Below are 22,039 nucleotides of genomic sequence, written 5' to 3'. Positions count from 1 at the left end.
AGACTGACGTGACTCAGCCATCCTCCCCTTCTTATGAAGTGAAGGTGAAAAAGAACAGTTGCTTTAAGCCGAGGTTGATGTGCTCCAGCGTCCTTAGGATAGCGAGAAACTCCTCAACGATGAGGTGGCGGTACTCATCTCTCAATGCTTGAGTGTGAAGTTGAAGTTGTAGAGAATGAGGCTATAGGCATCGAAGCCAGCATCGTAGCAACTGCGGGCTGTGAACCTGGTGAGGCCTTTATCCAAGCCTACTTTTGCTCAAGTTGGTAAACTGTGGCTTCATTCCAGCTTCGAAGTTCCAGGGTTGTACAACTGCCCTATTGAGGAGGCTAAGACATTTCCGTACTTTGTAGGTCTGTGGTTTGAGTGCAGCTAGCTTCATTGCCTTGGCCCCAGAGCTAGCGTTATCGGGATACCTCTAGCTAGAAGCTGAGCCGAGAGGCCATGACTGTTCTTATGAATACAGCATACAGTAATTCAATGCAAACTGCATCACATTAATGAACCTAAAGTTGAGGTACAACCAGTAGGCTAAGCTGTGGGTAACAGATTTAAGCTAACCAGTATTGTGGCAGATCGAGTAACAGTAGACATTGAAGGACTTAGAGAGCGAATTGACGAGGCGTACTCGGATAATCCGCTGTGGACTGAGCTATCTTTAGCACAAAAGCTGAGGCGGCTGCTTCTAGATGGATTAGAGAAGGTGGAAAGCGATCGCGCTCCTAAACCTCCCGCTAAAGGATAGGGTTCTAGATCTGTGGAAGTGAGGGAGAGTAGTGCGACGTCTATCGACAAACGGTCCCATAGCTCTAGAACCTGTTCTATCGCCTGTTTGTCATGACGTGCTTTGCCAGGCGAGTCTAACTTGGGCAGCCAAAGAATTCAATCACTAGACCCTGAAGAATTGCTTTGCTGTCGCAGCTTTAGCTGCTAGCCGGGAAGCTCCGCGCTATACCTGTCAGGGTAAGTATTAGGATGAAAGGCACGTGACCAGAGCGAAGACGAACAATCTCTCATAAGCCCGTTTGAATTAGTAAGTCATAATCGTTGTGCTACTAGCTAGATGCTCTCAGAAACCAAGACTATCAATCTTTAGACTTCTCTCGCTTGAGCCCTTCTAGTTCTGCTTGCAGCTTAGAAATCTGATTCTTCAGTTGAGCAAAGCTTTGCAGGTGTTCGTAGCCTTCTAGTGTCACAGCGTCATAGTCAAAAAACTGCGCTAGAGCTAATTCGATTACCTGATTCGGCTGAAGCTGGTTCGCGTTGGCATAATCTGCGATCGCCCCTTGAGCAGTCGGCGGCAGCAAATCTGTCAATTGGATGTCGTTGGGGATTGTGAAGGAACGTACTGCAACCATTGTCGCAATCTCCGTAAGCGAATACTGCTTCTTGTTAAACTCAGGGGTCAGCGTGAAAATCACCATCGCTTCAATTACTTCTAAGTATGGCAGATAATCCCCAGAGAGAGGCACGATGGCAATTCGCACATCAGTAGAGATGTAGCCTGCGAAAAACAGCTCTACAAATACACTATGCCCGTCTCGAAAGCGGTTGCGAATGTTGTTGCTTCTGCCGACATAAAGAATTCGTCCGTCTTGGTGTTTAAAGGCATAGAGTCCAGGGACCCGAGGCAAGTTGCGTCCATCTGGGCTTCCTTCATAGCACTCCTCAAGCGGAATGCGATTGAGTAACTGAACTGTCTGTGTCACCCGCTTACGGGCAATGGTCAAGGCACCAGAGAGTTTTTCAGGAAAAGAGAATTGAGGCACGGCACCCGACACTCATGACTTCTAAAACCTCGGTTGTGCTGCTAAGCATTGCTATCAGACTCTGCGATCGCTAAGAGTTGCTGGAGTAATTTCTCTGCTTCTACATATTTCTGGGCAGAGAGCTTTGCTTTTTTGAGTTTGCTGACAGTGGTGCGAAGCGTTGCCTGAAATTGAATGGCTGGATCTAGATTGAATGGAGAGACAGGTAATTGTGGCGTCAGCAGCGACCGGACAGCCTCTGCAATTTGTTCGCGAGTCCAACTTTCTGCGATTGCCTGTTCAAGGATTGACTGACGCTGATGCTCATCTGTGATTCGAGCCAAAGCTTTGCCAGCACTGTAAGGTATCTGACCTGTCCGAATTGCATTTTGGACATCTGGAGGCAGATTTAGCAGTGGTAAGCGATGTTGAACAAAAGACTGCCAGCTAAAGCGTCCTAGCCCTTCAAAGGCATACTCAACTTCCCATAAAATTCGCTCAAACGTGACAGCATCGTCACTGTTATTCATCCATTGAGAAAGCTGCTCGTTGAGTGATCCGAGCGGCACCGTTCCCACACCCGTGTGGGAAGAAGCACTCTCCTCATTTTTGCGTTTGCGGTGCTGTTGATGAAGTCGATACAGTAGGCGAGGAACTTCTGGCGCTGGAATTTGCAGCTGTAGGGCCAGCAGCTCTACGATCGCATGAGTTTCCTCCACCGCATTGAGGTCTTCTCGATTCAAATTCTCAACCAGTCGAATCTGAGCGATATCAACCTCTTTCCACTGCTGCACTTCCTCAGGGGTCAAGATGCGAGCGCGAATTTCATTCAGTCCGGCTGCTTCTGCTGCCAGATAACGCCGCTCACCAAATACCAGCTCGTAATGTACTGGTTCTTGTACAGGTTGAAGCGGCTTTAGCAGTACAGGTTCGAGCACACCATATCTCTGCACCGATGCAGTGAGCTGAGCCATCTTGGTGCTATTGAAAGATTTACGCGGATTCTTAGGACTGCGCTGGATTTGGCTGAGTGGAACCAGACATTCGTTCGATGTTAACGCTGGAGCAGATGTGGAAGCAGGTGCAACATCATAGAGCGAAGATAGTCCGCCCAGCGATCGCAGCTCCCGATAGGGGCGTTCAGATTTTGAAGCTTTAACCATCACGACTTCACTTTTGCTTTACTGGAGTTACGAGGCGAGGTCTTTTTCTTACCTGTAGGCATTGGTTCAACTGGCTTACCCACACGCGTGTGGGTAGAGAGCAGAGAATCTGCTAATGCTTGAAGCGACTGTAATGCCGCATGGCGGCGGTCGTAAATCCTCAAGGGTTGCCCTGCTTCAGAAGCATCTGCAAAAGCGGTTGCATTAGGGATGGGGTCAAATACAGTGCCGACTGTTGCAAGCTGTTCTTGCATTGCTTTCAACACCCGCTGGTGTTGACTTTTCGTTTTAGCGTGTTTGGTCGGAATAAATCCAAAAATACTTAAATCCGGGTTAATTTCCCGTCTGACTAAGGCGATCGTTTCTAGGAGCAGATCAGTCCCTATCCAAGACTTATACTCCGTTTCGACTGGAACCAGCACGCCATTGGAAGCGGTGAGTGCAGACACGCTTAGCAAGCCTAAGCTTGGGGGGCAGTCAATCAGAATCCAGTCGTAGCGATCGCGTAGTGGGTCTAGCATGGCCGCTAGCTTCCGCTCCCGGTTTAAAGCTGTAAAAAGTTCAAGTTCCGCCTTTCCTAAACGTCGGTTGGCAGGCAGGAGATCCATGTTATGTGCAGAGACAATGGCTTGCTCAAGTACTGAGATCAGGGATTCCCGAGAGCTGTGGTTTCCCATCAACGTGTCATACACAGTCACAGATAGGTCCCAAGGCTCAAAACCTAAGAAAATTGTGAGACTGCCCTGAGGATCAAAATCGACTAATAGAACTCTTTGACCTGCTTGGGACAGGATATGTCTGTCCTAGATTCAACGTCAGCGTAGATTTTGCTACGCCTCCGGCTTGATTAAAAATTGAAGTGATTACTGCCATCTTCAGAATTGGCGGGTGAATGTTCTCAATCCTACTCGAAGACACAATCTTTAGATCAAGATTTTCACTTTTCCCACACATGTATTTCAAAGATTCCTTCCATCTTTCCCACACGGGTGTGGGAAAGAAAATCTGACAGGTAGGATCACAAAAATAACTTGATATTAAGGGAGGCAAGCTCTTGCTCTCCAATATCTACTTCTGACCTATTTAAGTGGTGACACCTTCTTGCCCAGAATCAGGTTACTGAGCACTTGTTGGTACTATCGCTACGGACGTTGCAGAATAGAGCTATGAATTGAGGTTGTGTTCGATGCAATGTTTGTAATGCCAATCCACTAAACATCCGTAGAAACGGCAAGAAAAAAGGTGAACAGAGTTACATCTGTGTCCCTTGTGGACAACTATGCATGGACCACTATGAACTTTGCAAAGGCTACTGCGAGGACATTAAGCACTCGTGCTTGCAAATGTATACCAATGGTATGGGGTCTGCGTGCTTCGCAACTCATGCGAAGGGGGTATCGAACGAGTCCAACTCTTTGAGTTAGATGATGGGGCGCGTGGGTTCGATAGTTGGGCGAGCTTCATCCATTACCGAGAGGTAGGTGTAGCCATCTACTGAAAGGCTGTCGATTTTGGCAGGCGCAATGGAGCGAACTTGCTGGTTTAGGTAAGTTTTAAACTCAAGACAAGCATGAACTGGAGAATCTGATTGACCTGCCTCGGGATGCGATCGCCCAGTGGTGGCAACTAAGAGTGAATGAGCCCCCGAAAGCAGCTAAAGCAGCAAGACCGGGGTGCAAGGAATGGTTTGACTTAGCTCATCGTCTCAAGCTGGTCACTGCAAGCCCAATGATGGGAATGGAGCAGTACGTGCTGATTAACGAAAATAAGCGGGAACTCTGGGGTTTCTTGGTTTCTGCTTTCACGATCGCCCGACTCAGCGAGATACTAGCTGAATAGTTGGGCTAGCTAACGTGGGCTTGGAACGCGAACACGATGACAAGCAAGGTGCTTATTTTTGTTCAATTCTAGTTCGGTACTTTGGCGGCACTCTGACGTGATGAGGGTCAAGGAAATCAATTAAATCGATGAGCTTACTGTGAATTAATACCAGTCTCTCAGCATCAATCTTGGACGCTTTTCCCATCGTCTCAATATCATCTCTCAGCATTGCGAACCAACCTGCAAACTCTGGCTCGCTCATCTTTTTCACAAACGTCGCGTAACCAATGCAATCATAGCCAATCGCTTCACTACTGGAACGAGGGACTGTCATGATTTCCCCAATCGCTCGCTGTTCGCCGTTATGGAGCTGGAAAATGGCTCCGCCCTTGTAGTATGCAAATCCTTGATTAATATTGACTAGTAATTCACTCAAGCGACGATTCAGCTCTAGATCACCCAAGTCTAAAAACTGAATTTCTCGGCGTAGAATTTCCACCCATCCCAGATACTCCGCTACAACATATAGAGTGTTATTAATCGCGTAACTTTGTGCAGATGGCGATCGCTGAAAGAAACGCTCCAAAAATCCGTTCTGATGGATGTTATATAAACGGCTTTGGAGATCAATAGCTGAGCGTAATAAAGGATCTCGATACCTAGACATTACAGCAGCCGTTTGAGCTTCACGCGATTTGGCTTCACGCTGCTTCGCCAATTGGTCAGTTAATCGGGCAATGCGAGTTTGGCCGTAAATACTGATGACTGCACTAGCAACCGCAACAATTGCTGCAATTATTGCAGTAATAACTTCAGGCTTCATCTAGAATACTTCCATAATCCTTGTTGCATCGTATCCTCTAAAATTAGATGGATAAGTAGAATCTCTCTGTATACCGTGCCTAAGCTATCCAATGGCATTTTGCCCTACATTAAGCTTTTTTAGGTAGCTAGGTGGAACAGTTCCGGATATCTTGACAGGTAGTACGGGTTGTAAAGCCGCTATTAGAAACTCAAGCAGCGATCGCGGATTGAATTGTTGAGTGATCGCCTTATCAAGCAAACAGCTCAAAATTAGAAGCTCTCTGAGTCTTAAAGCTTGGCCTGGGCCTTATACTGCCCCTGAGCGATCGCCCCTCCCACTTTTCCTCAATTTTGGCATGCAATGCTTACCTCAACTGATAACGATCAGGACTTGGAAGGTTAGGCTCAAAGAGGGCGGAGTTCTAAGCAGGCATAATCACTTCCAGGATTTGCTCACACGATCGCCCCTGAGCAAACAACCCCTCAACCAGATGCAGCAGTTGCCGGTAGGCCTCCCGAGTCAGACTGTAGAGCCGCTGTCCCACTGTTTGCTTGTCCTTGGCAAACGCAAATCTCTCCGATTTCTTGCCCTGACAAGTTGCCTGCTGGAGTAGCGACTGCGCTACACAACTTAAACGGAAGTGGCGTTTGACCGCTTCCTGATTGCGTACCTGAGCCGCCTCAAAGCCTGCTACTTGTTTGCAAAACTCATGAAAGATCTCGCAAGCCCAGCGGTAGCTCCAAGTCTGAATCACCCGTGCGCTTTCCCAATGCAGGGCATCACTGAGCAAAAAGCGCGGAGCGTCGCTGAGGTCGGGTTGCTGATGCACGACAACGAGGCGTTTACGCCCGTAGCGCTTGAGTCGAACCGTTTTTGTGAAGGTGCAGAAGGACTTAACTTCGCCGTTGCGACCGCGCACCTGGAGAGAGCGAAAACTCTCTGGGTGCTCTTGGCGCAGTTCGGTAGCAACCGCATCGACCCGCTGCCATTGCCCGTTCCAGAGAACGAGTCGAGAGCATTCAATCTCGCTGACCCAATGCTTGCCGGATGCCTCAATCAGCTGCGTCAATTCCAGGGTTAACACTCCATTGTCAAAGGCATAATCCGCTTGGGGAAATTGTCCCTCCGCCTCGATTTGCTGCACCAGGTCCACGACCATCTCGGTGCGTTTGCGATAGGCCAATCGGTTCTTGTGATAGTGCAACAACTCCACCAAGCGTTGCTTAACTTGTTCCATCTGCTCGTAACTCGGTTGAGCCGTCATGCGCAGGTAGCCTCTCTCTGCTTCACTAAAATCGGGCAACTGCACCTCAACCGCAATTCCATCAAGCTGCTGGCCATTAGCAATCACACCCGTGACGACCGTTTGGTAGCGGCTCATGCAGTGGTTGACATAATCGTAGGCGCGCTTGACCCCATAGATGTGCTCGCCATCTTCATGATGCGATAGGGTCCAGTCCAGACTGATGATTTCTCTCCCACATCCTTGGTGCCGCAGACCGACTTGCCGCCGATGCTGCTGCATCAGAGCCTCACTATCCCACTGAGCCTCAAACACCGCCTCGTGCATCGCTCGCCGACCGACAGCTTTTCCCTCTGGATAAACCTGTTGAGCATGAATGCCTTCCAGGGTCTTGTTCTCGCTCAGCAACAGTCCACTGATATAGCGACTGACATGCTCGAATCCGGCTTCCCGACAGAACACGTCTCGGTAAGCACTCATCCCTTGGGCAATGGTGGCAGGGACACCGATGAGGGGAATCATTGGCCGCTCCGCTAGCGATTCACCATCACCATACTTTGCTAGCCTCCTCTCCTTCTACTCCTAACCTTCCAAGTCCTGTTGTGATGCAACCCCCAAAATGGGGGCATGAAGAGGATGTACTGTCAGCTGTCTGTTCTAATGGCTCGAAAAAATGTTGAACTTGCCCAAATAGGCAAGCAGCTATCACAACGGCAACTTGCCAAAGACTTGGGCGTATCACTCACCACAGTCAACAAGCTTTACAATGGGCGTCCCTTGACTGCTCGTATTGACCCTGAAACTGTCGAGAAAGTTTGTGACTATTTCAAATGTGAAGTAGGGGATTTGTTTGTCCTAAGGGATGAAGCTGTCGCATGACGAACAAAACATCTACCTCCAGCGATCGCCTAGACCACGCTGAAAGAGTGCTGAGCATCATAGTGGAGAGATTGACCTTCTAATCCAGTAGGCTCACCAAAACGACCAACGCTTCTTGACTACTTACTCAAACCGCAAGGAGGTGGCAGCAACTCATCAAAACTTTGTGTCCAATTCTCTGATTTGGAAGCGATCGCTCGGCCTGAGAAACTTCGCGATCGCCTCTGTACTCCACCTCTAGCTATTAACCAAGGTGAAGCCATGAATATCCTATCCGACTCCGTGTTAGTGGAGTCTAAATCCGCGCGCGCGCCACTTAGTGCAACTTAATCATGACCGTGCCACTGAAATCTTAAGCAGAGTCAAGTCGCTCTGCTTTTCTGCCTGGCGAGGATCAGGGCTTGTAACTGGCAACATCCAGCAAGCAGAATATCGCCGCTTCAGTGATGCGATCGGGGAGGGTGTCTAATGCCAAAGTTTCATCAGAATCAGAAATCAGAAATCTGTGTGCTCCCCCTCCCCACAGAGTTGCCTGTGCCTCAGTATCAGTTTGGGCAGGTAGTGCAATGGTCTGGGTTCCACGGCTGTGTGCACTGGGGTATCATCCGAGGCTTACAGTACTGGACCCCTCGCATGTCCGCTGAAATTGCTCACAGCTTGGAGTGGGTGGGCTGGTCCTACTTAGTTGAAGTAGACCCAGACAGTTGCAAGAGCGCTGGGATCGAAGATGTACAGGAGCGAGACCTAGAGCTGCGGGAGGTGCAACCGAGATGAGCACCTCTCCTAACCTGACTTACCTCAAGCTCTGCAAAGAATACGTCCAGATCACCCAGCGCAACTACTGCGCCGCTAAAATCCTCGCCATCATCGAAGGTTGGCAGCAGTGGAAGGCCAAGCACAAGCTTGACGACTGGGTGAGGCTGACCCTAGAACAAATTCGAGAGCACCTGTTTGAGGAGTACAGCATTGAAACCATCCACCAAGCTCTAGCTAAGCTAACGAACAAACTGCACCTGCTCAAGCGGCGCAACAACCCAAAAGCGAAATACGATCGCGCCTATCAGTACCAGCTCAACCGAGAGGCCATTGAACAAGCCTTAGCCCAGAAACAGGGTAAAACCCTTGCTCCGTCTCATTTCACAAATCTAGGAGATGATGACCTTGATTCTGGGAGTTCATCTCCTAGCTCAGAGGTCATCATCTCCAAAACCAGTGGTGATGATATAGAAATAGATTCCACTCTAGACACCTCAAGAGACACCACAACAAAGGAGCCACCCGCCCTCCCTGTTGTTGTGGATGAAGTGGAAGTTTCCGAGCCAACAAGCACTACCCCACCTGTCGAGTCTCACCCTGTTCTAAAAGCATCTGGGTCCAAGGTGGAACAGGTTGCAGAGGACGAATCTTCCGCCGCAGCTCAAGCAGAAATTTTTGAAAAAATTGAACAAGCGGGATTTCTGCTTACCTCGCCTTTGAAAGCTGAAGTTGTAGCCGCGCCTCTCCAGGCGGTTACAGATGCTCTGGCTGCTGCGATCGAGTATCGAGACAGGCATGAGGTGAGGAATCCAATCGGACTGCTGAGGGATGCGATCGGTCAGTGCTGGAAACTAGGAGCAACTGAGCACCCTAAAGCAGCCAAAGCCGCAGAACCAGGATTCAAAGAATGGTTCGACTTAGCCCATCGCTTGAGGCTGGTGACTGCTAGCCAACTGATCGGAGGGGAGCAGTATATTCTGACAAATGATGACAAGTGGGAGCCTTGGGGTTTCTTAGCTGCTGCATTTCCGATCGCACGACTTCAGCGGATGCTGGCTTAGCAGCTAGACAAGTTAATGTTGCTTGTCACTCACTGCATAGAATCCAATCTCCAGTAAATCAATCTTCAGTGCTCAGGCGCATGGCATATCGTTAGACCTCAACCTCATTGTTGGTCTCTAAATCCATAAGATACTCTTGGAGCGATTTAACAAATTTCCAAGGATATTCACTGTCATTAACCTCAAGATGCGGAAGTAATAACAACGCCTTTGCAATCCATCCCCGTTTGTCATCTGCTGTGTAAGGAATGCCTTGAGGCATCAGCATCGACTCTAATTCCCCACACGGATTAATGAATAGTCCTTTCTGTGAACAGGTCTTCGATAAATTGTCAAAACTGGATTGTAATTCTGCGGGTAAGGATGCCCGCCCTTTTTCCTTAAATTCTTTCCAGTTTTTCGTCGCAGCTGCAATTCGCCCAGCATGAGATCCGATTTGACTCAATAGTTTTTCTTTTTCAGTTTTAGCTTCCTCAGCAGAAGCAAAGACCTTCTCTTGAATTGCATTAAGAGAGAAGAGCAGCTTTTCCATTTGCTTTCCAACCTCTTCTAATCTCTCATCAGGGGGAAGCTCTTTTGCTGCTCTCGCAATTCCATCACGGATGGCTAGCATTTGAGCAATAGTCGTCTCACCCAACTCTAGAGACTCTAACTGCCTCTTAAATTCTGCTGCGTCATTCAATACATCGAAATCAACAATTCCTGCACAACGTACTCCCATACTGCGATATAGCGTAGTAATTTTTGGGACAGTTTGCTTGTTATCTGCATTGACGAAATACAAATCGAGATTATTTTTTCGCTTTGCACAGGCTGCTTGATAGAAACGCCCATCACTATCGGCTTCTACCACAACTACACCGGAGTAAAACAGTCCATCTAGAACACGAGCTGAACTCAACAGAGGATCATTTACCAATTCTCGTAGACGGCTTGGATCAAGTATCTTGAAATAGTTATTTGTATCTCTGCGATCGAGCCGAAGAATAGTAACATCAGTTGTCTTACTTAAAAGACCGCGTAGAAAGTCAGTACTGTGCGTAGCTACAATTATTTGACGTTTGCTGTTTGCTTGCTCTGCAATGAACTCGCCTATGCGGAATGCTTGAGGCGGATGTAGAAAAGCCTCTGGTTCATCAATTAGAAAGACATTGCGTTTAGTTGCTAGTAATGCAGTTGCAATTCCTACGAAACTTCTGATTCCGTCCCCTTGATCATCCAGCTTCTCACACTGCTGTAGCAGCCCTCTAGCGTCTCTTGGATCTGGAGGAATTGAACTGAAATCATCTCCAACTCGAAGACATAGCCGTTGGAGCAGGGTAAAGTCCAGCTTAACTTCTTGGTGAAAAGCACGCTTTATCAATTTCTGTATGTCATTCTCTAAAGTAGATCCTGCATTAAATAAGACTTGCAACAGATTTGATTCCTGCCTTTCATGCTCTGAACTAGGAGAATCTTTTACCAATCGAAGACGATTTTCAGTGGTGATGAATGCAATCAAAGCCATTCCAAGATGTTCGGCAAACATAGGTTTGTTTGCAAGAACGTAAGATATCGAATCCTCTTGAGTCCAAAAGCTTGCTTGAACTTGTCGCTCTTCAGAGAGTTCAGGGTCAAGCGCACGAAACAGCCAGCTGTTGGATGAACTTTGATAACGTTCTAAACCGTAGGCTTCACGTAGCTCTTCGAAGTTTGCTGGAGTTGTCCATTCAACATCGTTGACAACAACACTTGGCATAGGTTCATTTCTTGTAGTTCTTTGGGCAATATCCTTTAAGGCTCGGCTCTTCCCAGCATTATTTGGACCAATAATAACGGTAAGGCTTCCAGGTTGAATTTCTTGGTTATTGTTAAATACAATCCGATTTAGCTTGTAGGTATACATCAACGCTATTTTGCTTGTGAAGCGAATACTCGTACAGTCTAATAGCCACATAGCCTTGATGCCCCCTGAAATAACTTGGCCGGATGCCTCCATGCTTAGGCGGACAGTTGCCTAAGACATTGGACTTTTAATAAAAACAATTACTCATCAGTAAATTTAATTTCTTTCGCACTGAAGTGGCGATCGCCCTAACCTGCCAAGCATCAGCTCAAAATCAGAAATTTTCTGACTCTCAAAACTTGGCCTGGGTTCTGCGTCACCAGAGCGATCGTCTTTTGCATTTCACCAGAGCGATCGCACCTCACTTTTCCCCAATTGGGGAGTGAAACCAAGTCAGTGATCTGCTGCTCATTCCGCTAGTTGTCCAGAATTCGGACATCTGCTTGCAGTAACTTTGAGGTTGAAAGGGTTAAGACCTTGGCTACCTACTGTGCTCAGAGTGGCTGAATAGTCCACAATTAACATGTCGTTCCCATTGCTGCCATCGGCTCGATCTGCATTACCCAGTCCAGCATTGATGGTGTCATCGCCTTCCCCTGCTCGGATGTCATCGTTCCCGAGGCCACCATTGATGAGTGGGGTGTGCCCCAGCTTTTTGAGCGGACTATCTATCTGCCACTGCGCTTAAAATTATCTGTGTTTGTTCGTTGTAAGACACTTGGTAGTGATGGTTGAACTCCATTAAGAAGCTGGCCTGATCAGAAGTGAGCGATGACAGATCCTTTGAGTAGCCAAGCATTTCTTTTAGCTGCACTTCTGCACGAATTACCGAACACTCTTCCATGATCTGCAAATCCCTCACAAAGGCATGGCGAGACATTAAATCGTCATACGCTTGATCCAAAAACTGGTTGGGTGTCTTCACTTCCACGAGCATGATCGGTTCTAGAACAATCGGTTTTGCCTGCCAAAGTGCTTCCTGAAACGCTTGCTGCGCCAAAATTTGGAATAACATTTTCGAAGAGTTAGCTGGGTCGTGCAAAACGCCTTCTAGCAGGACTCTAACCCCAGTCACCGGATAACCGACTAGAAATCCTGTTTCGGCAGCCTTGAGGAACCCCACCTCACAAGCGGCGATGAGCTGCGCCGGAATTGTGCTGTTGGCAACTTGATTCTCAAACACAAATGGTTTTCCACATGGCTCAATTCGACCCATGACCCGACCATATTGATTGCCTTTCTTCATCTGATAGTCAAACGTGGCCCCTTGGTAGATCGTTGCACGGTAATCTACAGCAGGGGAACCAAAATTCAGCTCCGTGTTGTACTCCCGCTTCAGCCGCTCGATGTAGATTTCCAAATGTTGTTCGCTCATCCCTGCAATCAGTATTGCATCAGGGTCTCGATGAGCCCTGACGCGCAAGGTCTGGTCTTCTTGCGTAAAGCGATCGAGCGCTTTTAACACTCGCTGTTCATCGTTGTAATGCTTCAGTCTAATAGTGAGATAGATCACGGTTTCTGCCATGAATATCTCCTTGAGTGCAACGTTGATTTCCCCTTTACGATACCGCGCCTTCGTTTGCCTCACGGCTACATCAGCAAAGATTTGGCATGGCTGACTACTTGCCTTTAGACAGCAAGTCAAGTGCGTCAGGCAGCAACGGTACAACGAGCGATCGCCCTCGGTACCGCTCCATGGCTCATGCCATCACTTGCAACTGGGATCAGCTACAAAGCACGAAGCTAACCCGAAGAGGTTAGCTGCTATCCGAGACGGCAGCCAGAAGCCCACTGAGACGGAATTACTCAGGCTTGCCTTGGCTTTGGGGATTAGCGAACAAGAATTGGAGTTATTGCCTCTGCTAGACGAGGAAACCACCAATGCAGCTCGCTAGTGCGCTGACCATTGCCTTCCCTGTACTTAGCGATGAGTGTCCGCTGTTGACGGCTTATAGCTGCTAGCCGCCTCAAGAAGGAAGCTTGACAGCTGCTGATGGCGCTAATTTTATGCTGCTCTACTAAGCTCAACCTCAGACCCTTTGTCGAAGCAGTCAGTGAGCTCTTAAATGATATAGGGGTCTGTGGTGAAGATTTCTATCGCGATCGCTCATTCTCATAACTGCTTTGCTTATTCGTGTGCTCGTGTCCCCCTGTCAAGCCATTTGTTAGCATTTCTTTACGGAAATACGGATAATGTTACGGTTCGTGTGTAGTCAGGGAAGGATAGAACTACATCCGCTTGGAGGATGCCATGCGAGCACACTCACTAGCCTTGCCAGCAGTAGGAATGATTTATGTCAGTGACCGGTCTGATCCAGGGACTCAATGCCTTTCACAGCGACTACTTCACCACAAATCGAGCCCTGTTTGAACGACTCTCGAACGGGCAGGCACCCGAAGTTCTCTTCATTACTTGTTCCGATTCCCGGATTGACCCCTGCTTAATCACGCAGTCTCAGCCCGGTGAACTCTTCGTGATGCGCAATGTCGGTAATATCATTCCGTCTTATGGAGCTGCTAGTAGTGCTGAAGCCGCTGGGGTAGAGTATGCGGTCGCGGGAGTCGGGGTGCGGGACATCATTGTGTGTGGGCATTCCCACTGTGGGGCCATGAAGGGGTTGCTGCAAATCGGCAATCTGAGTGAGCAGATGCCACTGGTCTACGACTGGTTGAAGCGCCATGGAGAAGCGACGCGGCGCTTAGTGCTAGATAACTATGCGCACCTGCAGCCCGAGCGGTTGCTCAAGATTGCGATCGAGCAGAATGTGTTGACGCAGATCGAGAATTTAGAAACGTATCCTGTCATTCGCTCCAAGTTGCATAGCAGGCAGCTGAATCTGCATGCTTGGATGTACGAAATCGAGACCGGTCAGGTATTCGCTTATGATGCGGGATTAGGGCAGTTTACGCTGCTGAGGCAGCGCTCCTTCCCGGTACCCGACCCATTGATTACAACTATTTCAGAGTAATCAGGGAAACCCTGTCGTTTCCTTAGATGGGCATTCAGGCGATAGAAATGCGTCTGTTAACGCCTAAGGTTGAATAATCCTGCTATCAGCAAAACAATGCCTGTGAGAAAAAGGTAGGCGCTTTGAAGGAGAAAGCGATCGGCAGCAATTCGTCTATAGATGTTGCCAGTTGTCACATCGATACCACCGCTACCAAGTTGCCCAAAGAATGTGCTGAGGCTACTTTCGACTTGCGAAGGAAGAAATGAGATGCTGATAAAGGCGATCGCTATCAGTACAATACCAATAACTATTAAGCTCGAACTAGAAAAGAAACGCCGCAACATACTCCAATTAATCTTCAATTAATCTGTTCAATATAACGTTTCTGCGCTGGTGAGCTACGGCTAAAGAATACAGGATTGGTTGTTATAGAAGAAGTTGATAAAATGAAGATGAAGGAGAACAAAGAAATGAACACTCCTCTTCGATAATTCTGGGAAGAGGGTAAATTCTTTTCATGCTGCTGATGTACAGTTTAGCTAAATTGATTTGATTTAATCACAACAATTTACATTGCTTTAAGTATCTCCAGCGAGAGTGGGAGACTATTTGTGATCGAAGGCTTAGTTTTAGAAACGGAAAAACTTTGGCCGTTAAGGTTGAAAATTTTATAAGTTAAAGCTTCTCACGATCCCATGCCCTGATTTTTAGCTGGCGAGGACGTGTCATTGGCTTTTAGAACCCATTGCCGAGAATGCCCCCAAATGGCAATATTCATCAACAATCTAAGCTTGATGCAAAAGAGTCACAAAAATGCTTGTATCCCTGACTGCATAGCTATGCTAGCAAATCTAAAACTGTAGTGCTCTAGGCTAGATAGCCCGAATGAGTTCGGCCCAATTAAGAGTTCGAGGTTATCTGCGGTGGGTGATTGGGAACGTTGGCCAGCAGTTCTTGAGTAAAGCATTCAGCCAAACAACAATAGTGGAGCAAAGTTGTATTGTTTCCAGTGAATTTTCTTCCCCAATCAACTGAACGGCTGGTTCTGCGTCGGTTTACAGATCTTGATCTAGATACGTTTTTTTCCTACCGCCAAGATTCTCAAGTCGCTCGATTCCAAAGTTGGTCGATGTTACCTTATCGTGAAGCGCAATCCTTCATTGAGGAAATGCAAATAGCAGCGATGGGGATACCAGGTGAATGGTTTCAAATTGCGATCGCCCACAAGCAATCCAACTTGCTCCTGGGTGACATTGGAATGCAGATTTACACTGAGAATCCGGCAATCGTAGAAATTGGTTTTACTTTGGCTCGTGAAGAGCAAGGTAAAGGATATGCACAAGAAGCTGTTCAAGCTCTGGTTTGTTCAATATTTGAACTTGGATACATCAACCAGATCGTCGGAATAACTGATATGCGAAATGAACCGTCTATTAATTTGCTGAGGCGCTTGGGAATGAATTTAGTGCAATCAGATGAGGTGGAGTTCAAGGGTGAATTGTGTATTGAGCAAACATTCGAGTTGAGAAGAGAGAATTGGTTATTGCACAAAGCAGGCTAACCCTATGTTAGAGGGGATGGAGTCAAGCTCTTTGTACGGAATTCAAGGTTACTTACCACGGCTCAACTTGGTCGTTAGCCTGCTGTCCGCTACATTGTTTCAGCAGAAGAACTTATACTCCTCAACATGACTGAGCACAGTGCCTGGCGAATTTCATTAGCTCACAAAATCGCTCCTGCTTTCACAGCTCATCCTAAAGTTGCAGCGTGTTTTGTATTTGGCTCGGCAGCGTTAGGGATTGCAGACCAGTATTCTGATCTTGAATTGGGATTCATCTGGTCACAATTGCCGTCTGTCGAAGAATTACAAGCCACAGCGCAAAATGTTGGTGTCAAAGGATGGGAAATTGAGCCGTATGGAGAAGCAAAGCAGGCATGGTTGGAGCAGTTCTACCTATACGGCATGAAAGTTGAAGCGGGTCATTGGGCGCAACATACGATGGATAACATTGTGATTGATGTGGTTGAGCGGTACGATGTGTCCCAAAATGGGCTGTTGTTTGAGAAGCAAGCGATCGCATCGCATCTGCAACGCGCAGTAGTGCTTCACGGTGCAGACAGGATTAAACAATGGCAAGCTCAGCTTTCTCCTTATCCTGAAGAACTTGCGGTTGCGATGGTTCAAAAGCATCTAAAATTCTGCCCGTTTGATGGTCAACACATCTCGACCGAACGCCTTGAGATTCCGATGCTGTACGAAAATAATTGCGCCATTGTACGATGGCTTCTCAACATCTTGTTCGGGCTAAACCGCATGTATCATCCTGGTTGCAAGTGGACTCGTTACTTTGTGGACGAAATGAGCATCAAACCGCCTAAGTTTTTTGCTCGGTTGGAGCGCGTTTTTCAATCGGATGCTGCCAGCGGAACCCATGAGTTACGACAACTCGTAGACGAAACGTTCGACCTTGTAGAGCAATGTTTACCAGAAGTTGACCTCAAGCAGCAGCGTGAAACGTTCAGTCAGCTTTATCCAAGGTGGAAGTTGCCTGTGAATGGTTAACTTAACGTCCATCAAAACAGGCTAACCCTCCCAATGCACCAGAACAAAGTCAAGTGATTGGTGAAATACAAAGATTATCTGCGTCCGGTGAACGGGAACGTTAGGCGACTTTCCTAAGAGCAGAAGGATACCTCTAATGCAAAGTAAGAACCTACATTTTGAGCCACTCACTGACGCCCATGCCGACGAACTCTTTTCTATTCTGACCACACCCGCCGTCCTTGCCTTTATCGATCCAAAGGGAAATCCACCAACTATAGAGGAGTTGAGGACAGAGTACGCTGCCCGCTCTCACGGTCCTGTGGTTTTGGCAACGCCGACTGAGCAATGGTTCAACATGGCAATCCGGTTGAAAATTCCTCCCTCTCCAGTGATTGGTCGGCTGGAGGCGACAGGATACGGAGAATGGGGTGAGGTCGCCTATTTGTTAGGTGAAGCTTGGTGGGGCAAGGGATTGGCATTCGAGGCGATGCTCTGGTGGCACGATTACCTGGCTGCTGTTGCACCCGGAACCGAATGGTGGGCCGCTGTACATCCACTGAATCAGCGGAGCATTCGGCTCTTGAAACGTCTTGGGTACAAAAAAGTGGACGCAAATCAGCGCCCGAAACTTTCTTCCTACGATGTAGGAGATTGCTGCTTTGTCCGTCTGCCTAGATAAAGGAGAATCAGGAGACTACTGTCATCAAACTTGGTTAGGTTAGAATCGAAAGCCAGTCCCATCAGTTGTGCTTGGCAAGCCCATGAAATCCCCCGAACAATGTGAAAGCATGACGGACATTCGAACCGAAATCGATCGGTTAGACCGTCAAGTTCTTGCACTACTTGGCCAGCGCTTCGCTTACGCCAAAGCTGCCTCTAAATTTAAGACGAGTGAAACTAGCGTTAGAGCACCTGAACGCTTGCAAGCAATGTTACAGCAACGTCGAGTTTGGGCAGAGGAACAAGGATTAAACGCTGATGCAATTGAAAAAATATATCAGGATCTGGTTAATCACTTCATTGATGAAGAGATGAAGCACTGGAAACAATCCAGAATTCAATACCATTCTGGTGCAGCGGACTGATCCAGACCGCTTGTAGTATTGCAGAAGTGTTGATAGCCGCTGACCGTAGCCGTTCTACTGTTTAAGTTTCGGGTTGTGAGCGTAGTCGAAGAGTTATTGGTCTTTCCATAAAGTCAATGTGCTTTGAGGATAATGGTTGGGGCAGTGTTTGGAAGTTAGCTAGAAAGTTGGGTCAAGTTCTCTTAGTTGCCGCGTTACAACCTAGCCAAAACGAAGTTCTGTATGCTGATTGAGCAAAACAAAGCCCTCGTTCTCCAGTTCTACAAAGCCTTTGACGATCGCAAAATGGAGCAAGCCTTAGAGCTTTTGGCTCCAAATTTTGTGGCTCACTTGGCGGGTATACCTGAGCCATTAGACGGGGAAGGATTTAAACGGTTTGGGATGTCATTTTATTTAGCCTTTCAGCAGGGGACGCACATCTTTGATGAGGTCATCGTCTCCGAAGATAAAGTGGTCACTTGTGGAAAATTCACCGCAACGCATGTTGGAGAGTTTCAGGGGCTTTCGCCTACAGGTAAGCAGATTAGCTTGTGTATCATGCATATTGATCGAGTGGAGAATGGAAAAATCGTAGAGCATTGGGGGCAAGGCGATGCCTTCGGATTGATGCAGCAGTTGGGGGTCGTTTTCTTACCAGGTCCGAAACTATTGCCATATATCCTCAAGGGAGCTGTATCTAACCTGTTTAAGCAAGCCGAACGTAGTTGACAGCAGCAGCACAACCTCAATGCACCCGACCATCAAGGGAACACCAGCGAATCCAGGTTGTAATATGCGAAAGGACTTGATGAACTGCAAATCCCTTTCAGGTCTATTGGGCTATTTGACATGACATTTTCCTCATTCAAAACCGTAACTTTCTGTTCAAATGCGCCCGCTGGTCCTAATTCCTACTTTGAAAGCTGCTTATCTCGCCTCACTGATCAGGGCTGCGATCGCCTTGACTAGGACGGCTGGATCGATCGGTTTAGCGATATGGCGCTGAAATCCGGCGTTAAAGGCTTTCTGTTGGTCCTGTTCCATTGCATAGGCCGTCAGCGCGATCGCGGGAAGCTCACCGAATCGGCTTTTCACCTGCTGCATCAATTCATAGCCATCTGTTTCTGGCATGCCAATATCACTGACTAAAAGCATGGGCTGGAAGTGAGCAAACACAGCTAGGGCTTCGGATGCTGAGGTTGCCACCTGGACGATCGCCCCCGTTGGTTCGAGGATAGCGACAAGCAAATCTCTCATATCGGCTTCATCGTCTACTACAAGGATGCGAATCCCTTGCAGAATGCTCGCTTCGCTAGAAGCCAGATTAGCTGAGGTTTCATCTGCAAAGCTCAAAGCTGGAGTTTTCATAAGGGGTAAACGGATAGTAAAGGTGGCTCCAGCGCCTTCGCCTGGGCTTTCGGCTCGAACCGTTCCCCCATGTAGTTCGGTCAGTTGGCGAACAATTGCTAGTCCCAAGCCCAGTCCTCCAAACTTGCGTGTGGTTCTCCCATCTTCTTGACGGAAAGACTCAAACACGTAGGGTAAAAAGTCCGGAGTAATCCCTTTTCCAGTATCCTTGACCTGAATTTGAGCCTCATCCCCCACTCGCTCCAATTGCACCTTTACCTGGCCGCCATTAGGAGTGAACTTAATGGCGTTGGTGAGCAGATTCAAAACAACCTGCTGTAAACGGCCTGCATCCCCTAGTACGGGTGGAATGGATGAGTCTAAATTGATTTGGGTCTGAATACTTTTTGCTTCCCCTGCCAATCGCATTGTTTCTAATGCGGACTCAATTGTGCATGCTAAATCAACAGGCGCTTCATTTAAGACCAGCTTGCCGCGTAAAATCTTGGAAATATCGAGTAGGTCGTCAATCAACTGCGTTTGCTGTCTCACATTGCGCTCAATAATCTCTAAGGCTTGTTTCGTTTTCTGAGCATCAAACCTGCCTGTTTGCAGAAGTTTTGTCCAACCCAAGATGGGGTTAAGCGGCGATCGCAACTCATGGGATAACACTGCTAGAAATTCATCTTTCACCCGGTTGGCTTGTCTGAGCTCCTCGGCTTGCTGCTCCAGTGATGCAACTAATTCAGCTCGCTCAAGGGCGATCGCCACCTGTTCCGAAATCACTTGCAGGAGGTCTGCCTCTTCAATCGTGAATTGAGTTCGGGTCAGACTCGCAAATGAAAGGGTCCCTAGTAGCCGTCCCTGCACCATTAGTGGCTGACCTGCATAAGCTGTTACCCCCATTGAGCTGAGGATTCGAGCATTGGGATGGGAGGCAATTTCTGCACGATTAAGCACGATTTGCTGGCGTTCCTGAGCCACCAACCCGCACATAGCTTGCCCTAGATCGATTGACTCAAATGCTTGTGCCTGGGCTTCAGAGAGCCCACTATAACTTATCAGCTGCAAACGTTGTCTACCGTCCTGCTCACTGACTTCAAAGTGATAGTAGTAATGCAAATCCATTTGCACCGAGAGACGGCTAAACAGCTGATGCATGAGGTCCATTGGCTGTTTTGCCGCAAGCAAGTCACGGCTGGTCTCATAGAGCAGGTAAAGTCGTTGGCTGTGTTGTTGTAAGGCTTGCTCTGCCTGTTTGCGATCGCTGATATCGGTATGTGTCCCCAACATGCGGAGGGGCTTACCGTCTTGATCCCAAGTTACAACTTTGCCAACCGAGAGAATCCAGATCCACCCACCTGCTTTGGTGCGTTGTCTAAACTCCACTCGGTACTCGTTGCGATGTCCAGCGATATACTCCTCATAGACTCGATACACGGTTGCCACATCATCTGGATGCATGCGATCGCGCCACTGAGCATTTGTTTCCTGAAACTCCTCCGGTTCATAGCCCAACATTCGGGCATATTCAGGTGAAACGATGGCGTCCCCTGTTTGGACATTGAGATCGTAAAGTCCTTGATTGGCTGCACTCAGAGCTAAGGACAGCCGTTCTTCACTCTGGCGCAGTTCGGCTTCCACTCGATGCAATTCGGAGATGTCAGTAATGGTGACCCCCACTCCTAACACCTCACCACTGGGCAAACAAACCGGGAAGTGATTAGCGATGGTATGACGATGAACACCCGGTCGTACCTCACCGCTATACTCCAGGTTGAGAACAGGTTCTTGGGTCTCCATAATGCGTCGCAGCATCGGAGCAAACTGGGGAGCCATGTCGGGCACAACATCCTGGAGGAGTCGCCCTAAGTGCTCATGAAGTGGCAATCCATTAATCTGAGTTAAGGCTTCGTTGGCGTAGAGATAGCGCAGATCAGGGTCAAATAGGGTCAGTGCAATTGGGGAAGCGGCGAGAAATGCGTTGAGAATAGCTTCACTGCGTTCCTGCTCCAACTCGCTGCGTTTGCGCTGCGTGATATCGAGCAGTGAAACCAGTACATGGTCATACTGGTCTGACTCCGGTGGGAAGGTGATGGTAAAACAAACGTCAAGGCGATCGCCCTGCAAAGTTTGCAATACGGTTTCTGCGGCAAACGAGCGTTCTTCATGCGCGATCGCCAGTAGCTCACCGATAAAAGCTGCTGTCGTTTCAGGTACAAAGATTTGGGTTAAGGAAGATAGCAACTCTGTCTTGTTTGGCGCGCCAAACATTTGCACTGCGGCTTGATTCACATCTTGAACTCGGACGAGTTCAGCCATCTGTTGCACGAATTCAGGATGTTCAATAAAGTACTGCCGAAAATCCTGGATACCCACCGCTTTCAATTGGTCTATCGCAGCTTTAACTTCAGAAAAGTCTTCCTCCCAGATCGCCACACTCACAGCTTCAAAAACATAGCGATAACGCTGTTCCTGTGCCGCCAGTGCCGCTTCTGTCTGTTTGCGCTCAGTAATATCCAGACCCGTGCCAAAAAAAGCAATGGTTCGCCTAGACTCTCCCTCACCTTCAAACTGGGCTTGGCCTTTTGCCAGCACCCATCGTTCGGTGCCATCGCTCCAGATAATTCGGTACTCAGTCTCGTAACTGCCAGATGATTGAGGGTCGATCGCCGCACTGACAGCTTGGGCCACCCGGTCGCGATCGTCTGGATGTATCCGCTCTATCACGGCAGGAAGCGGGATCAAGACAGCACCATTGGGTTCACCCCAGATTTGACGCATGCGCTCATCCACTTCAACTAGGTTTGTGTCCAGGTGCAGCCGCCACC

23 protein-coding genes are annotated in these 22,039 nt (G+C 48.2%); 13 read left to right on the top strand and 10 right to left on the bottom strand.

Features of this window, described 5'->3' with window-relative positions; all coding sequences use genetic code 11:
• Window positions 1-538 precede the first annotated feature (538 nt).
• Window positions 539-745, top strand: coding sequence for a hypothetical protein (locus tag H6F68_RS10410; RefSeq protein WP_190558763.1), 207 nt, complete (start codon window positions 539-541; stop codon window positions 743-745).
• 340 nt (window positions 746-1,085) lie between these two features.
• Here the strand turns inward: H6F68_RS10410 and H6F68_RS10405 are convergent, their stop codons facing one another.
• From H6F68_RS10405 to H6F68_RS10395, 3 genes are read right to left on the bottom strand one after another with little or no spacing between them, the layout of a single operon-like run.
• Complete coding sequence (locus H6F68_RS10405; protein WP_190558759.1) at window positions 1,086-1,769, bottom strand: hypothetical protein; 684 nt, start codon at window positions 1,767-1,769, stop codon at window positions 1,086-1,088.
• Between the two features lie 41 nt (window positions 1,770-1,810).
• The gene (locus H6F68_RS10400; RefSeq protein WP_190558756.1) at window positions 1,811-2,911 is read right to left on the bottom strand and encodes a ParB/RepB/Spo0J family partition protein; all 1,101 of its coding nucleotides are present in this window, start codon (window positions 2,909-2,911) and stop codon (window positions 1,811-1,813) included.
• Complete coding sequence (locus H6F68_RS10395) at window positions 2,911-3,702, bottom strand: ParA family protein (RefSeq protein ID WP_199300024.1); 792 nt, start codon at window positions 3,700-3,702, stop codon at window positions 2,911-2,913. The genes H6F68_RS10400 and H6F68_RS10395 overlap by 1 nt, the downstream gene beginning before the upstream one ends.
• Before the next feature lie 841 nt (window positions 3,703-4,543).
• Between H6F68_RS10395 and H6F68_RS10390 the strand changes: the two genes are divergently transcribed.
• A complete protein-coding gene (locus H6F68_RS10390) occupies window positions 4,544-4,750 on the top strand; it encodes a hypothetical protein (protein WP_190558754.1) in 207 nt (68 codons plus the stop codon).
• A gap of 52 nt (window positions 4,751-4,802) precedes the next feature.
• On the opposite strand, the gene H6F68_RS10385 is transcribed toward H6F68_RS10390, so the two are convergent.
• Window positions 4,803-5,555: a hypothetical protein gene (locus H6F68_RS10385; RefSeq protein WP_190558752.1), complete on the bottom strand. Its 753-nt coding sequence runs from the start codon at window positions 5,553-5,555 to the stop codon at window positions 4,803-4,805.
• Window positions 5,556-5,958: 403 nt separating this feature from the next.
• A complete protein-coding gene (locus tag H6F68_RS10380) occupies window positions 5,959-7,302 on the bottom strand; it encodes a hypothetical protein (RefSeq protein WP_190558750.1) in 1,344 nt (447 codons plus the stop codon).
• A 138-nt stretch (window positions 7,303-7,440) separates the two neighbouring features.
• Here H6F68_RS10380 and H6F68_RS10375 point away from each other — a divergent pair, with 138 nt between their 5' ends.
• The 4 genes from H6F68_RS10375 (at window position 7,441) to H6F68_RS10360 (ending at window position 9,476) form a co-directional block, all read left to right on the top strand.
• On the top strand, window positions 7,441-7,659 hold the full coding sequence (locus H6F68_RS10375) for a helix-turn-helix transcriptional regulator (protein ID WP_242065443.1): 219 nt from the start codon (window positions 7,441-7,443) through the stop codon (window positions 7,657-7,659).
• A gap of 115 nt (window positions 7,660-7,774) precedes the next feature.
• Entirely contained in the window at window positions 7,775-7,900 is a 126-nt protein-coding gene (locus H6F68_RS29335) for a hypothetical protein (RefSeq protein ID WP_277876045.1), read from the top strand.
• Window positions 7,901-8,127: 227 nt separating this feature from the next.
• On the top strand, window positions 8,128-8,433 hold the full coding sequence (locus H6F68_RS10365) for a hypothetical protein (RefSeq protein ID WP_190558744.1): 306 nt from the start codon (window positions 8,128-8,130) through the stop codon (window positions 8,431-8,433).
• A complete protein-coding gene (locus tag H6F68_RS10360; protein WP_190558742.1) occupies window positions 8,430-9,476 on the top strand; it encodes a hypothetical protein in 1,047 nt (348 codons plus the stop codon). Before H6F68_RS10365 ends, H6F68_RS10360 begins: the two co-directional genes overlap by 4 nt.
• A gap of 91 nt (window positions 9,477-9,567) precedes the next feature.
• Here the strand turns inward: H6F68_RS10360 and H6F68_RS10355 are convergent, their stop codons facing one another.
• The 3 genes from H6F68_RS10355 to H6F68_RS10345 form a co-directional block, all read right to left on the bottom strand.
• Window positions 9,568-11,454, bottom strand: coding sequence for an ATP-dependent endonuclease (locus H6F68_RS10355; RefSeq protein WP_190558740.1), 1,887 nt, complete (start codon window positions 11,452-11,454; stop codon window positions 9,568-9,570).
• Between the two features lie 255 nt (window positions 11,455-11,709).
• Window positions 11,710-11,934 carry a hypothetical protein gene (locus H6F68_RS29780; protein ID WP_399313550.1) on the bottom strand — a complete coding sequence of 75 codons (225 nt, stop codon included), beginning with the start codon at window positions 11,932-11,934 and terminating at the stop codon, window positions 11,710-11,712.
• Window positions 11,935-11,965: 31 nt separating this feature from the next.
• Window positions 11,966-12,826 (bottom strand): hypothetical protein, encoded by an 861-nt coding sequence (locus H6F68_RS10345; protein ID WP_190558738.1) that lies wholly within the window; start codon window positions 12,824-12,826, stop codon window positions 11,966-11,968.
• An 86-nt stretch (window positions 12,827-12,912) separates the two neighbouring features.
• Here H6F68_RS10345 and H6F68_RS10340 point away from each other — a divergent pair, with 86 nt between their 5' ends.
• Together H6F68_RS10340 and H6F68_RS10335 are read left to right on the top strand one after the other, a co-directional pair.
• Window positions 12,913-13,062, top strand: a complete 150-nt coding sequence (locus tag H6F68_RS10340) for a hypothetical protein (RefSeq protein ID WP_190558736.1) — start codon at window positions 12,913-12,915, stop codon at window positions 13,060-13,062.
• A gap of 533 nt (window positions 13,063-13,595) precedes the next feature.
• Window positions 13,596-14,270: a carbonic anhydrase gene (locus H6F68_RS10335; protein ID WP_190558734.1), complete on the top strand. Its 675-nt coding sequence runs from the start codon at window positions 13,596-13,598 to the stop codon at window positions 14,268-14,270.
• Between the two features lie 56 nt (window positions 14,271-14,326).
• On the opposite strand, the gene H6F68_RS10330 is transcribed toward H6F68_RS10335, so the two are convergent.
• Window positions 14,327-14,614 carry a hypothetical protein gene (locus H6F68_RS10330; protein WP_190558732.1) on the bottom strand — a complete coding sequence of 96 codons (288 nt, stop codon included), beginning with the start codon at window positions 14,612-14,614 and terminating at the stop codon, window positions 14,327-14,329.
• Window positions 14,615-15,261: 647 nt separating this feature from the next.
• Here H6F68_RS10330 and H6F68_RS10325 point away from each other — a divergent pair.
• The 5 genes from H6F68_RS10325 to H6F68_RS10305 all read left to right on the top strand — a co-directional run bounded on the left by H6F68_RS10325 (window position 15,262) and on the right by H6F68_RS10305 (window position 18,590).
• Window positions 15,262-15,813 (top strand): GNAT family N-acetyltransferase, encoded by a 552-nt coding sequence (locus tag H6F68_RS10325; protein WP_206755515.1) that lies wholly within the window; start codon window positions 15,262-15,264, stop codon window positions 15,811-15,813.
• Between the two features lie 126 nt (window positions 15,814-15,939).
• Complete coding sequence (locus H6F68_RS10320) at window positions 15,940-16,815, top strand: DUF4037 domain-containing protein (protein WP_190558728.1); 876 nt, start codon at window positions 15,940-15,942, stop codon at window positions 16,813-16,815.
• Window positions 16,816-16,951: 136 nt separating this feature from the next.
• A complete protein-coding gene (locus H6F68_RS10315; RefSeq protein ID WP_190558726.1) occupies window positions 16,952-17,476 on the top strand; it encodes a GNAT family N-acetyltransferase in 525 nt (174 codons plus the stop codon).
• Between the two features lie 82 nt (window positions 17,477-17,558).
• Window positions 17,559-17,882 (top strand): isochorismate lyase, encoded by a 324-nt coding sequence (locus tag H6F68_RS10310; protein WP_190558724.1) that lies wholly within the window; start codon window positions 17,559-17,561, stop codon window positions 17,880-17,882.
• A gap of 222 nt (window positions 17,883-18,104) precedes the next feature.
• Window positions 18,105-18,590, top strand: a complete 486-nt coding sequence (locus H6F68_RS10305; protein ID WP_190558721.1) for an ester cyclase — start codon at window positions 18,105-18,107, stop codon at window positions 18,588-18,590.
• 198 nt (window positions 18,591-18,788) lie between these two features.
• Here H6F68_RS10305 and H6F68_RS10300 read toward each other — a convergent pair.
• Window positions 18,789-22,039 (bottom strand): PAS domain-containing protein (locus H6F68_RS10300; RefSeq protein WP_206755514.1); only part of this gene is annotated, 3,251 nt, incomplete at its 5' end.

Origin of the sequence: Trichocoleus sp. FACHB-262 (assembly GCF_014696035.1) — a bacterium.
Classification (GTDB): Bacteria; Cyanobacteriota; Cyanobacteriia; order FACHB-46; family FACHB-46; genus Trichocoleus.
The sequence above is the reverse complement of the archived record's forward strand: the minus strand, read 5'-3'. Positions and strand labels throughout refer to the sequence as shown.